The sequence below is a fragment of the Methylomonas sp. 11b genome, from assembly GCF_000515215.1.
GTDB lineage: Bacteria > Pseudomonadota > Gammaproteobacteria > Methylococcales > Methylomonadaceae > Methylomonas.
Map to the genome: position 1 here is coordinate 3,365,214 of NZ_KI911557.1, position 13,801 is coordinate 3,379,014.

General features: G+C 52.1%; 10 protein-coding genes. 4 read left to right on the forward strand and 6 right to left on the reverse strand.

Annotation, left to right across the window (positions count from 1 at the left end; genetic code table 11):
• Positions 1 to 2: 2 nt before the first annotated feature.
• A complete protein-coding gene (locus METH11B_RS27920; protein ID WP_026602910.1) occupies positions 3 to 4,130 on the reverse strand; it encodes a PAS domain-containing protein in 4,128 nt (1,375 codons plus the stop codon).
• Positions 4,131 to 4,247: 117 nt separating this feature from the next.
• Complete coding sequence (locus tag METH11B_RS0116180) at positions 4,248 to 5,273, reverse strand: HD-GYP domain-containing protein (protein ID WP_026602911.1); 1,026 nt, start codon at positions 5,271 to 5,273, stop codon at positions 4,248 to 4,250.
• Between the two features lie 345 nt (positions 5,274 to 5,618).
• Here METH11B_RS0116180 and METH11B_RS0116185 point away from each other — a divergent pair, with 345 nt between their 5' ends.
• Positions 5,619 to 5,804: a YjfB family protein gene (locus METH11B_RS0116185; protein ID WP_026602912.1), complete on the forward strand. Its 186-nt coding sequence runs from the start codon at positions 5,619 to 5,621 to the stop codon at positions 5,802 to 5,804.
• A 7-nt stretch (positions 5,805 to 5,811) separates the two neighbouring features.
• Here METH11B_RS0116185 and rsmI read toward each other — a convergent pair whose 3' ends face one another.
• The gene (gene rsmI / locus METH11B_RS0116190; RefSeq protein WP_026602913.1) at positions 5,812 to 6,663 is read right to left on the reverse strand and encodes a 16S rRNA (cytidine(1402)-2'-O)-methyltransferase; all 852 of its coding nucleotides are present in this window, start codon (positions 6,661 to 6,663) and stop codon (positions 5,812 to 5,814) included.
• Positions 6,664 to 6,684: 21 nt separating this feature from the next.
• On the opposite strand from rsmI, the gene METH11B_RS0116195 reads away from it, so the two are divergent.
• Genes METH11B_RS0116195 through METH11B_RS0116205 form a run of 3 tightly spaced genes read left to right on the forward strand, consistent with a single transcriptional unit; the run spans position 6,685 to position 9,468 of the window.
• Positions 6,685 to 8,505: a penicillin-binding protein activator gene (locus tag METH11B_RS0116195; RefSeq protein ID WP_026602914.1), complete on the forward strand. Its 1,821-nt coding sequence runs from the start codon at positions 6,685 to 6,687 to the stop codon at positions 8,503 to 8,505.
• A gap of 1 nt (position 8,506) precedes the next feature.
• Positions 8,507 to 8,875, forward strand: a complete 369-nt coding sequence (locus METH11B_RS0116200) for a YraN family protein (protein WP_020483818.1) — start codon at positions 8,507 to 8,509, stop codon at positions 8,873 to 8,875.
• A gap of 5 nt (positions 8,876 to 8,880) precedes the next feature.
• A complete protein-coding gene (locus METH11B_RS0116205; RefSeq protein ID WP_020483819.1) occupies positions 8,881 to 9,468 on the forward strand; it encodes a phosphoheptose isomerase in 588 nt (195 codons plus the stop codon).
• Between the two features lie 55 nt (positions 9,469 to 9,523).
• Here the strand turns inward: METH11B_RS0116205 and glgC are convergent, their stop codons facing one another.
• From glgC to METH11B_RS0116220, 3 genes are all read right to left on the reverse strand, one after another.
• Positions 9,524 to 10,789: a glucose-1-phosphate adenylyltransferase gene (gene glgC / locus METH11B_RS0116210; protein WP_026602916.1), complete on the reverse strand. Its 1,266-nt coding sequence runs from the start codon at positions 10,787 to 10,789 to the stop codon at positions 9,524 to 9,526.
• Between the two features lie 101 nt (positions 10,790 to 10,890).
• Positions 10,891 to 11,364, reverse strand: coding sequence for a hypothetical protein (locus tag METH11B_RS0116215; protein WP_026602917.1), 474 nt, complete (start codon positions 11,362 to 11,364; stop codon positions 10,891 to 10,893).
• Between the two features lie 303 nt (positions 11,365 to 11,667).
• Positions 11,668 to 13,560: a transketolase C-terminal domain-containing protein gene (locus METH11B_RS0116220; protein ID WP_026602918.1), complete on the reverse strand. Its 1,893-nt coding sequence runs from the start codon at positions 13,558 to 13,560 to the stop codon at positions 11,668 to 11,670.
• Positions 13,561 to 13,801: the final 241 nt, after the last annotated feature.

Below are 13,801 nucleotides of genomic sequence, written 5' to 3' on the forward strand. Positions count from 1 at the left end.
AATCAGCTGGGCAAAGCCCTCAGAATGGCCGGATAGTCAAAGTTATCAGCCAAATAGGCCAGGGTTTTGCGCAATTCACGATCCTGCGGCGTTGCCAGAGCTATCGCATTTGCTATACGTTCCGGCTCCAGACTCTCCAGTGCATTTTTCAATTCCTCGCGTGCCGATGCCGGCAAGCCGGTTAACATATCCGGCGTTAATAGCGCGATTGGCCGGTTTTGTTCTGGAATGCCCTCGTAGACATAACGCACGCCCAAGTGCTTAGCCAGACAGTCATAGATTTCGCTGAAGCGATAAGGCTTGCGCACAAAGTCGTTCATACCGGCTTCCAGTAGTTCGCTACGCTGCTCCAGGAATGCCGAGGCTGTGACGGCAACAATGACGACCTCCCGCCCGCCCGGCAATTCACGGATTCTTTTCGTAGCCTCCAAGCCGTCCATTACCGGCATTTGCCTATCCATCCAGATAAAGTGCGGTTGCCAGGTTTGAAATAACTCTATGCCTTCCGAACCGTTGCCGGCTACCTTGCAGGAAAACCCGACCGATTCCATCAACTTGGCTAGCAATAACTGATTTTCAGGCTGATCTTCAACAACTAATATGCGGTAATCTTTTTGCCCCTCAACTAAGCCGATGACGGCACCGGCTTCTGCTTTATCGAAGCTGCGGTCGGCAATATCCGCCTGATTCACCTCGGCGAGCGGTAAATCTATTCTAAATAAAGCGCCTTGATCCGGGTGGCTTTCCAACGTAAGCGTACCGCCCATCAGTTCCACAAACTGGCGGGTAATGGTCAATCCCAACCCGGTGCCTTGGCTATCCCTTTGCTCGCCTAGCTGTACGAACGGTTCGAAAATACGTTGCTGATCAGCCGCCGGGATCCCCACACCGGAATCTTCGACCTCGATCTGTAGATGCGAAATGCGATTTTTACGGGTGCCTAGGCGCAAGGTAACACCGCCTTGCTGCGTAAATTTAATGGCATTGCCCACCAGATTAATCAGCACTTGCCGCAAGCGGGCTTCGTCGCCGACAATGAAACGCGGAAACTGCGATGCCTGGTCTATCAATAGCCTCAGGCCTTTTTCGGCGGCGCGGACACTCATCATATCGGTAATATCGCGCACCATATTGCCCAAATCGAAAGGCGCGTTTTCCAGATGCAGACGGCCTACTTCGATTTTAGCCATTTCCAATACGTCGTTAATCAACGCCAACAAATGTTCGCCACTACGATTGATAATATCGAGGTTTTGCCTTTGCTCGTCCGACAGTTGGGGATTTTTCCGCATCAATTTCGAGAAACCGAGAATTGCGTTCAGCGGAGTACGCAATTCGTGGCTCATATTGGCCAGGAATACGCTCTTGGCCCTATTTGCCGCTTCTGCCGCATCGCGCGCTACTATCAAGTCGGCGGTACGTTGCTGGATTTCATCTTCTAGGTGTTCTTTATAGCGCCGTAATTCTTCCTCGTTTTGCTTGCGATCATTGATGTCCATGCGAATACCCAGCATGCGAATGACCTTGCCGTCCGAATCGCGCTGAATACCGAAACCGCGCACATACTGCCAACGATAATTGCCGTCGGCGTGGCGCATGCGCGCTTGATATTGATATTCCGTGAAATCCGGGGACAACACGGCGCTCATGTTGTCGCTGACTTCCGCTTGATCTTCCGGATGAACGCTTTCGAACCATTCGCGCCGATCAGCCATGCCGGTCCGAGCAGGATAACCGAGCATCGTGTAATAGGTCGGCGAAGCATACCATTGGTCGTTTTTTACATCCCAGTCCCAAATCCCAACCTGGGCGGCTTCCAATGTCAACCGCAACCGCTCCTCCGAGTCGCGTAAATGTTCCTCTGTGCGTAAACGCTCAGCCTTATCGCGGAGCACGGAAATGCCAAAGGCCAAATCTCCGGCCAACTCCTCTAACAAACGAATCTCCGCTGCCGTGATCGCGTTTTGTTCTGCTGAATAAATCGTCAGCGCGCCGAAAATATCCGCGCTTTGATCGGCCAAAGGCAAGGCAATAACCGAGCGATAGCCGCGTAGCAATGCAGCGTCTCGTGCCGAAGCCATCAGCGTATCGGTGCAGACATCCTGAACATAGACTTTTTCGCCGCTGCAAATGGCGGCCGCCGCGGGACTGTGTGCCCCCGCCAGATCTCCGCAACTGTGATCGGTGGCTGCCAGGTAGCCGTCTTCAAAACCGGCCCAGGCCACCGGGCGTATTGTTTTGGGATAGCCATTTTCCAAGTAGCCGACCCACGCCATGCGATATTCGGCCTCATCGCAGACGATACGGCAGATTTCTTTGAGCAGGCTAGGTTCGTCGTCATTACGCAGCAAGGCCTGATTGCAATTGCTGATCGCGCGCAACTCGCGATTGAGCTTGTATAAGGCCGCTTCCGTTCGCTTGGCTTCGGTGATGTCCGTGCGTAAATAAAGATAATTGCAAACCTGATAGGCTTCGTCGTAAATCGGTGACGCGGTGATCTGTTCCCAGCGCAACTCGCCGTTTTTGTGGCGATTGGTCAGCGAGGATTTCCATAGTTTGCCTGCTGCCAATTTTGCCTGGCAGGCTTGGTATTCGTCGGCAGTTATTTCACTGGACAATAATGCGCGAGGCGTCATTTTGTAAGCCTCGCCGAACGTATAACCGGTAATGCGCGTGTAAGCGTGGTTGGTATAGGTCAATATGCCCTGAAGGTCGGTAATCTGGATGCCGGTCGGATTCTGATCCGCCGCTTGCGCCAGCCGATTGATTTCGGTGGCGAATAGGTGGCGTTCTGTAATGTCGCGGTTAGTGATGCGCCGGCCTCGGTAGTTATTGTCCGCCCCGAACACGGCCTGGCAACAATGCGAGATCCAGCGTATTTCGCCGTCGCGGCGGACAATGCGAAAGTCTACTTCAGCGAGGCGTAAATGCTCGACATCGTGGCGATGATCGGTCATTAAGTGCCGGTCGTCGGCATGTATGATGCTCGGCAATAACCCGGCATCGGCCATAAACTCCTCGGCCGCATAGCCGGTAACCCGCAAGCTGGAAGGTGTCATATACAAAATCTGCTGATCGTCGCCTTCCCAATATTCCCAGTCGTAGGTGTAGTCCGCGACGGTATGGAACTTTTCCTCTTCGGCCGCCAACTTGGCGGCAACCTGCAATTGCTTTCGCCACGCACCGACGATGAACCGGGCGCTACTAACCGAAATCAAGGCAAACAGAAGAACCAGGCCGGCCATTTCCAGGACTTCATTCCACCACTCCGCCAGAAAATCGTCCCTAGCCAGGCCGACGCTCACCCATAGCGGGTAGGCGTCTAGTTTGCGAAAAGATACCACCCTGGCGGTATTGTCGAAGCTGAGAGGCGTGTGAAAGACACCCGAGGTGTGTCCGGATGCGAGCATCCGGCGAAATTCCGGCGAAATGGTTTTATCACCAATCACGCTGCCGGGCTCTGCATGGACGGGATGACGAACGATCAAGCCCATGTCCGCATCTCTCAGGTTAATCGCCCCGCGACTGCCAATATCAACGTTGGAAATCGCTTTTCCCAGGTTATCCAATGAAACATTGGCAAAAACCACGCCGGCAAAACTGCCGTCGGCACGGTTAAGGCGGCGCGCAAAATTAACCACCCAAACCTTATTGACATAAGACATCACCGGTTTATTGATAAATAGCCCAAGCGCCGGGTTATCGCGCAAACTAGAAAAATAGAGTCGATCCGCCATGCTGAGCCGCGTATCTTTAGGCACATCCACGCCATAGACTAGCCAACCCTGCTCGTCGGTAGCCCGAAGACCGATAACCCATGGCAAACGCGATTGTAAGCGCTGCATAAAAACCGACAGCGCCTCAGCATCAACGCTCCCCAAAGCCTGTTGCCGCTGGATTTCCTCCACAGCCACCAACACGCCTAAGTCGACCTTTTCGATAAGGCTATCTAAGTTTTGCGCGATAACCTTGGTCAGGTTCTGCGTCGTGATTTCGGCGCGCTGTTGATATTTGTCGAAGCTGCGATACAGCGCAAATCCCACGGTGACGATAACCAACAGATTAAGCAGTACCACCCCGGCAACCAGCCGCCTGGAGATATTGTTTGGAAAATCAAGCTGACCTGACATAGCTGAACTCACAAGACTGTTGTGGTTTACGGGCTGCCCTGAGGTAGTTTCGGGCAAACGGTCTCTTCGTATTCCTTACATTCGCCAAAGCGCGCGGCTAAACGCGTAAGGAGCCGATCAAGCAGGCAGGCTGTAATCCCGTTCCCGAAAGAGCTTTAAACAAATCTCGACTACCTCGGAGTTATACAACACACCGCGATTGTCGGAAATTTCCTGTAAAGCGACATCCAAGCCCAAACCGGCTCGGTAGGGGCGATGAGACTTCATCGCTTCCACCACATCGGCAACCGCCAGAATCTCGGCTTCCAGTAAAATCTCACCTTTTTTTAGGCCGCACGGGTAACCACTGCCGTTGGGACGTTCGTGATGTTGCAAGACGATTTGCGCGATTGGCCAGGGGAAATTGATGGATTTGAGGATGTCGTAGCCAGTCTCGGCGTGTCGCTTGATCAGGCTGAATTCCAAATCGTCCAGCCGTCCGGGCTTGCAAAGTATTTCGGCGGGGATCCGAATTTTGCCGATATCGTGTACCACGCTCGCCAAGGTCAGCCCCTCTATCCGCTCTTCCGGCAATTGCAAGCCGCGGGCGATAGCGGTGGCGAGGTGGGCAACGCGGCGCTGATGGCCAGCGGTGTAGGGGTCGCGCGCTTCGATAGTGGCCGCAATCGCCGTGACGAAATCCAGCATGCCGGCGCGCAACTTTTTCTCGCTTTCCATGAGTTTACGGGTTCGCTCTTCCACCTGTTCTTCCAGGTGGTTGCGCAGGCGGTCAAACTCCAAATGAGTGCGTACCCTAACCAATAATTCGTCGCGCTGATAAGGTTTGGTGACGAAATCCACTGCGCCCATGTCAAAGCCGCGCACTTTTTCGTCGATATCCATGATCGCGCTGACGAAGATGACCGGCACATCGCAAGTATTCGGGTTACCCTTCAGTTGCCGGCAGACTTCAAAGCCATCCATCTCCGGCATGCGGATATCCAGCAGCACCAGTTCCGGCGGGTTTTTCAGAGCGGAATTCAGGGCCAATTCACCGCTAATAGCGGAACGAACCTCGTAGCCTTCGTCCTTCAGAATATCCGTTAACAACTTTAAGGATGCCGGGGTATCGTCCACGGCGAGAATATTGCCTTTATGTGTCATAAAAATCTTTAATCAGTTTGCCGTAACGCTGCCAGGATACCCTGCCAAACGCAGTTTTCAGCAAAAAATGCCAATGCCCATAGTTTGCGGTGCCAGAAGGCCAATTCGTTCGGCACTGTTTGGACGCAGCTCGATTCTAAATGGCGCCGATGTATCCAGCTCCGCCCGCCATTATAGTTTACGCCCCACGCCCCCGCAGGTCGCGAGTAAGTTTATCCATAGTGCCGGTATGCGGCTATTTTTGTAAATATTCTAAAGTTATCGGCTTGTTGTTCGATAACCTAGCGTACCCGCGCGTTGCCTTACTGCGACCGCTTTCCTAAACCAACCCGACGAGGCCACGTCATGCTTGATTCCGTCTCTTCCATCGCCGCGCTGGCGACGCAAATGTCCACCCAAAAAACCGCTCAGCAAGTCGAAGTGGCCATGCTGGTTAAAGCCAAGGAAATGCAGGAGCAACAAGGGCAAAACGCCCTGAAGTTATTGGAGTCGGCCAGTGTGCCGAACAGCGGTATCGATATCCGGGTTTGATGGCAAATTAACCGGCCTGCTTGTCCTGCATCGCCAACGCCGCCTGATACAGTGTCTTTTTGCGTTGGCCGGTAATCTCTGCAGCCAGCGCGGCGGCGGTTTTGGTCGAGCATTCCGTTAGCAATATTCCCAAAATCCTCCGCTGCTCGTCGTTTAATTCGTCATCTTGCTCGCTAGGCTCGCGTCCGGCTACCAGCACCACGAACTCACCCTTGCGCATGTTTTCGTCGCGCTGGACTTTCTCCAATACCTTGGCCAGTGCGTCATCGACAATCGTTTCATGCAATTTGGTGATTTCCCTGGCCACGACGATTTGATGGTTAGCCGGAAATACCGTCAGCATATCTTCCAACGCAGCTTGGATGCGATGGCTGGACTCGTAAAAAGCCCAAGTTGAATTGTCGGCGAGCTTAGTTTCGAAAAAGCTGCGCCGCGCCGAGCCTGTTCGTGGCAGAAAGCCTTCGAAACTGAAACGACTGGTTGGCAATCCCGCCACCGATAAAGCTGAGATCAGTGCGCAGGCACCAGGAATGGGGCACACATCCACACCTTGTTGCCTGGCCAATTTCACCAAAGGGAAGCCGGGATCGCTGATCATCGGCGTACCGGCATCTGACACCAAGGCCACCGACTGGCCAGCGCGAATTTTGTCGACCAGGCCTTGCGACGCATGTTCTTCGTTATGTTGATGCAGCGATTGTAGCGGCTTATTGATACCGTAATGTTGCAGTAGCATTTTGACGTGGCGGGTGTCTTCGGCGGCAATCAAGTCCACTTGTTTTAATATGTCCACCGCTCGAAAACTGAAATCGGCCAGATTACCTATTGGCGTGGCAACCACGTATAATTTTCCGTACATTTATTCTTCAGGCCCCGTGTTATGTCTGATCGCAAATTTGCCGCCATTATGCCGCGTCGTGTTTTAAACCGCTGGTTTTTCGGCCTGTTGATACTGGCTGCTTGCAGCGAACAGCCTGTCAAAAACAAGACCCAGCTGGAAGTGCGCCCGCAACCCAGTGCCCGGAAAGCCAAACCGGCCGAACCGCCGCGCAGTTACCGGATGGCCGACAATCAAAACAGCCTGCATCTGCTGGATGCCGACACCCGTCTGCAAGCCGGCGACAGCCAAGCCGCGCAAAAAGCCCTGGATAAAATCAACGCCGAACAGTTGCCACCGGAGTTATTCAGCAAATACAAATTACTCCAAGCTCAAGTGGCGTTGAGCATGGGCGATGCCGAGCAAGCCTTGAAAAAGCTAGAGGGCGTGCGCCCAGCAATACTCACCGATGCTGATCAAATTGCTTATTACCAATCCGTCGCCTTCGTACATGCTCTGTTGGGCGATGTGTTACCCAGCGTCAGGGCTCGTCTTAAACTGGGCCGTCTGCTGCAAAAACCCGAGCAACAAAAACAAAACATCATCGCTATCCTGGACGCGCTCAGCGTGTTGCCACTGGAAACGCTAAGCGGTTCGTCACCCATTGTCGACGAACTGAGCGGCTGGATGGCCTTGGCTAAAATTCTTAAGCAACGCAATGTGGCAAGTTTCGACACAGCCGGACAAATTCAGCAATGGCGGCAAATGTATCCCGGTCATCCCGCCAATGCGGATTATCTGCAAGCCTATCTGAATCCACCACCCGTCACTCAGCAAGTAGCCCAAGAACCGGAACAACCCGCGCAACCACCTGCTCCGGGCGCAAGCATTGCCGTGTTGTTGCCCAACTCCGGTTCTTATGCCAGCGCGGCTAAAGCCATCAGGGAAGGATTAACGGTAGCCCATCGTCTGGCCGCCAGTGCCGCGCCGCAAATGCCGTTAAAGTATTACGACAGCGAAAAAGACGATATAGCCAATATCTATCGGCAAGCCGTCAGCGACGGCGCCAAACAGGTGATCGGGCCCTTGGTGAAAGAACAAATCCAAAGTCTGGCGCAATCCACCGACTTATCCGTGCCCGTGTTGGCGCTGAATCATGTGGAAAATCTGAGCAAAACCAATCTGTATCAATTCGGCCTTAGCCCGATAGACGACGCGGAACAATTGGTGCAAAAAGCCAAGCGCGATGGCCAACAGAACGCAGTGCTGCTGACGCCCGATACCACACAAGGCCAACGCGTGCGCCATTATTTGATGACTGCCTGGCAAGCGGTCGGCGGCGCAGTGGTTGGAGTGGAAAGCTATGATCCGAAACAACACGATTTCGCAGCTATTGTAAAAACCTTGCTCAGCACCAACGTCAGCGCGAATGGTCAGAAACAATCATTGGCCTTGTTTGTTAGCGCCAGCCCGGAATTGGCTAGAGAGCTGGCGCCGCAACTGAAGTACTCACAAAGCAGCGAATTGTCGATTTATGCGATGCCGAATATCTACAGCGGCCGGCAAAACCCGATTCGCGACAGCGAATTGGGCAAGATTAATTTCTGCGATTTACCCTGGGTGTTTGCCGACGCCTATACTGGCGCGCTCAGCCAACAAGCCGTGCAGAATACCTGGCAAAGTCTCAGCGATAGCCAGGTTAAACTGGTGGCTTTGGGCATAGATGCCTATAACATCATCGGCCAATTACCGCAGTTGGCCGGATCGTCTTACGCCGGCGCAACCGGTCGCTTGTCTTTAAACAACGAGAATCGCGTTACCCGCAAACTGGTCTGTGCGCAGTTTAAAGGCGGCGTGCCGGTCGCTTCGGGCTTTATCGAATAGCATGTTATTCGGCAGAGCCAAGCCAGCCCACTTGCAAAAGGGCGATAGTGCCGAACAATTAGCCTCGGCCTATTTGCAAAAGCAAGGCCTGGAATGGGTGTGCAGCAACTTCCGCTGCAAAATGGGCGAGCTGGATTTGGTGATGAAAGACGGCGCGGCGCTGGTGATTGTGGAAGTACGCTTTCGAAAATCCGAGCAATTCGGCGGCGCTCTAGCCAGTATCACCCGGCAAAAACAGGCGCGCATTGTCGCTGCCACACAACACTATGTCATAATCAACAACCTGAGCAACGTCTCGATTCGCTTCGACGTAGTTGCTGTATCCGGCGACAACCGTCTGGAATGGATCAAAAACGCTTTTCAAACCTGAGTACTATGAGTTTACAAGACCGCATCATCGCCCACTTTTCCGACAGCATTCAAACCAAACAGGATGCGATGGCCAGCTTGTGCGAGCTGATCGAATTCGCCTCGCAAAAAATCGTCGAGGCCTTGGTCAATGATAAAAAAGTGCTGACATGCGGCAACGGTGGTTCGGCTGGGGATGCTCAGCATTTTTCCTCGGAAATGCTCAACCGTTTCGAACGCGAACGTCCCGCTCTTCCGGCAATAGCGTTGAGTACCGATACCTCGACCATCACCTCCATCGCCAACGACTACCACTACGACGAAATCTTCGCGAAGCAGTTACGGGCGCTTGGGCAGGCTGGCGACATCTTGCTGGTCTACACTAGCAGCGGCAATTCCGGCAATATTATCAAGGCCGTGAAAGTGGCTCACGACCGCGACATGACGGTGATTGCACTAAGCGGTAAAGACGGCGGCGTACTGGCCGGTGCGTTAAACGAAGCCGATATCGAAATCCGCGTACCGTCTTATTCCACCGCCCGCATTCAGGAAGTTCATCTGTTGATTTCACATTGCCTATGCGATTTAATCGACCACCAGTTATTTGGCGGCTAAGGCCTTATACGCCCGTTATCATCCGAGCCGATAAACGGGCGCTTTGCATAGCTTGTTACCTGACGTAATGTAGTTTTTGCCCCAACATTTCGGCAGTTACCAGCACGACCCCCCCCTCGCTGACATAAAATCTGTTTTTATCGTCTTCAAGACTCTCGCCAATTACCGTGCCGGCCGGCACTTCACAACCTTTCTCGACGATGGCTTTGGTAATACGGCAATTTTGACCGATGCGTACTTGCGGCAACAGGATGCTGTCTTGGATAAGCGATGATTCGTTCACCGTGACATTGGAGAACACCATGGAGTGCTTGATGGTTGCACCAGAAATAATAGAACCGCCCGCAATCATCGAATCCACGGCCAGACCGCGCCGGCCGTTATCATCGAAGACAAATTTGGCTGGCGGCGTTTGTTCCTGATAAGTCCATATGGGCCAGGTCGTGTCGTATAAATTCAAATCCGGCTCGACGCCGATTAATTCCAAATTGGAAGCCCAATAGGCATCTATCGTCCCTACATCCCGCCAATAACTTTGTTGACCGCTTTGTAAATCCAAAAAGGGATAGGCATTAACAATATGATCGTCGATGACGGCGGGAATAATATCTTTGCCAAAATCGTTGGTGGAATCTTCAATTTGAGAGTCTTTAATTAATTGCTGCCATAAAAAATCGGCATTAAAGATATAAATACCCATCGAGGCCAGTGCCGTATCGGTTCTACCCGGCATGACAGGCGGATTGGCAGGCTTTTCGACAAAGGCTCTGACCCGACGATTTTCATCCACGTCCATCACCCCAAAAGCAGACGCGTCTTTTAACGATACTTCCAGACAGCCTATAGTTAAGTCGGCATTTTTTTCGACGTGGTCGATTAGCATTGCCGCATAATCCATTTTATAAATATGATCGCCGGCCAGGATTAAAATATGATCTGGCCGGCGGGCCCGCAGAATATCGATATTCTGCAATACAGCATCGGCAGTGCCTTTATACCAGGATGTTTCGTCTATGCGTTGTTGCGCCGGCATTATGTCGACGTATTCGCCAAATTCGCCGCGCATGAATCCCCAGCCTTTTTGGATATGGCGGATCAGCGAATCGGCTTTGTATTGCGTCATCACGCCGATTTTACGGATGCCGGAGTTAACGCAATTGGACAAGGGAAAATCGATAATCCGAAACTTGCCGCCAAAAGGTACGGCTGGCTTAGCCCGCCAATCCGTCATATTCATTAGCCGCGAACCGCGTCCGCCGGCAAGAATTAAAGCGATAGTATTTTTGGTTAATTGATGGATATTGTGTGTGGGCGCTGACATGGTTAAATCTTCAGAAAAATAAACTGCTGGCCGAATAGGTTTTATAGGGTGTATCAGGTTTTCCCAAGGCTTTTTCAAACCTAAAAATTAACGGCGAAAACTCAAAATACACGCATTGTTTCAAGCGAAGCAAACGCGCTTGAGTTGCTAATATCCGGAGTGATATGTAGTTCGATAATACTTACCGCGGGCAAGTCGACAACGTGTTGTTCCGACTCCGCTGTGCAGCCTTGCGGATTAAAATGCCATTGTTGGCGGACGATTTCGCGAAACAGCTGTCCGTTATCTGCAGAAATACGAAGGACGTATTCTTGTGTTCTGGCTATAGCCGATTCCAAAAAATCCAGTTGAATACATTGCACAGGCTGGGCCTGCTTAAACAGTAACCGGATAACTTGTGATCCCGGCATGCCCGCCCTCCACCCGCCGCTAAAGCCAGGCAGTAGCGCGGCTTCGATAGGGTGCTCCTGGTCCTCGGACGAGACTTCAACGTCAACAAGTGCATCTAAATTCAACTGCTCTGTCATTAAACAGGCTGTGTCGAGCCGACTGTCACCGATAATTCTTTTTTGCATGGTTTACCTGGAGTAGGACTGTGTTAATCAGTCGAAATGATTTGAATCCGGTTTTTGTTTGTCGGGATTGATTGAAATCTTTAACTTGAGTGCGATTGCTCCGTAATTGAATAGGTAAGCACCGCATGCCTAACATCGCGCTGTTTAGAAATAAGGAATGTCGGCATGGCTCGGTCCCGGTGAGAGCTGAGTGTTTTACTGCGAATTTGCCTGGCGGCAATTGCTGATTGCAAATGGCTGTTGCTCCCAAACCGCAGCAGAAAAATATGGGCGCTTCCTTGCGCCCCAAGTAGAGAGGGAGGATTAACCCTTTAAAAAGCTGGCCATGATGCCCGCCGGGTCAATACCTTGATGCGGGAATTGCTCCCACAAACCGCCGCAACCTTCTTTATGCGTCGCAATATAAGCGTATTTTGGTGTGTAGCCACGCTCCAGCAACCATGTGCCCATGCGGCTCCCCAAACCGGTTTTGCGGTTGAAGGATTCAACCACCATCACTTTCGGTGACTTGCCGATTTTGGCCAGCATGTCTTCATCAATGACGTTCAAGGTCGCTTTGTTGATCAAGCCTACATCGACGCCTTGTTGTTTCAGACGCTCGACGGCATCCAGGGCTCGGTACAAGGCTTCGCCGAAGCTGACGATATAACCCGCCGTACCTTCGCGAATGACCTCGTCTTTGCCGGGCACGAATTTATAATCGCCGCCGAAGAACTCATTGCCGTTGCTATCCAGAATGGTCGGCACTTTGGAACGGGTGGAGAAGATAAAACGCAAGCCCGGATCGAAGAAGACTTTTTCCACGCACGCTTTCATTTGCAACGGATCTGCAGGGAAATACAGTTTGGTTTCGTAGCCGTCGCTTAAACCGTTATCGGCGAACATATTGTTCAAACCGAAATGGCAGGTGTTGTCGGCCATGTCGTCGATACCGGAATGCGAGAAGTGGCTCAGCACGTTGGATTTGTTCAACCTGGCCATGGTGATTTCGGACATCAGCATTTCCAAGAATGCGCTGAAGGTGCCGAAAATACCTTGTTTGCCTGCTTCCATACCAAAACCGGCTGCAGCGGAGAAGTTACCACGCTCCATGATGCCGGAGGAGATAAACACTTCCGGGAAGGCTTTATGGATCTTGAACAGCCCGCAAGAGCCTTCCAAGTCACTGTCCACTACCCGCACTTTGGCAACCCGTTCCGCTTCGCTCAAGCGTCCTAGCACTTCAACGCAAGCATCACCGAAGACGTTGCGGTTGGCATCCCATTTATCGCTGGAACCCAAAAATACCGCGTCGTTTTTCGGTGCTTTGACTTCGCGCAATGCATCGGCAGCGGCTTGTTGGCCGTGCGATTCAAGATATTCCAGCGCCACTTTCACCGACACAACGTCGTGACCGTGGGTCGAGCCTTCCAAACCGACAATGCCAGGGCACATCGGGCGGTGGTTGATGACCGCAACCGGACCTGGAGTGTTAATGGCGGTGATAATGCGTTTGTACAAATCGTCCAGATCTTCGCCGTCGCCTTCCAGCACAGTGACGCCTTGACCGGCCAAGGTTTTGGCGGTGCTACAGCCTTTCAAATACTCGGATGGGTGGCCGGCGATGGTGACGTTGTTGTCGTCGATGATCAGTTTAACGTTCAGGTCTTGCGCCACAGCCAGACGCGCGGCTTCGGCGTCGTTACCTTCCTGTTGTGAGCCGTCCGAACCCAAGCAGAAAACGGTTTTGGCCGGGTTGGCGATGGCTACGCCGTTGACATACGGCCACATGTGGCCCAAACGACCAGAGCTGAATTTCACGCCGGGGGTGAAATCCAATTCCGGGTGGCCCGGCAAATGCGAATGTGCGGCACGGTATTCTATCAAGCGTTCTGCCGGTAAATCGCCGTTCAGGGTGGACATCAAATACTGGGTGGCGACACGGTGACCGGCTTCATCAAAGAAGATAGGCACAAAATCATTGGAACTATGGAATAGTGCATCCATGATCATGACTTCCGGCACGGTATCGTATGGACCGCCGGTATGACCGCCTACACCGCGAGCTGCACCGTTGGCTGTGAAATAGACAATCGCATCACGGCACAACTGAATGTTGGCTTTCAGGCTGGCACGTTGTGCATCGGTCAAGGTTGGGTTTTTTGGATCTAAGCTGATGCGCTGATAAGCGCCAAGATCGATTGGAAATTTGGACATAACTAATCTCATGGTGAGGACATTATTTTTATAGACGCGTATCTAGTTGTTACGCTGTCATTTTTAAACGCGACATAGAACAAAGATAATATTTAGCCCCGGCAAATATCCGTTGCTAATTAACTACAATAACGCTGCTTTTTTACACAAGCCGTTGCTATTTTGTAGTCTCAAATTTGTTTTTCATGCCGTCATATCGAACCTTACACCCATTAAAACGGGCTTTGCAAGACTTATTAAA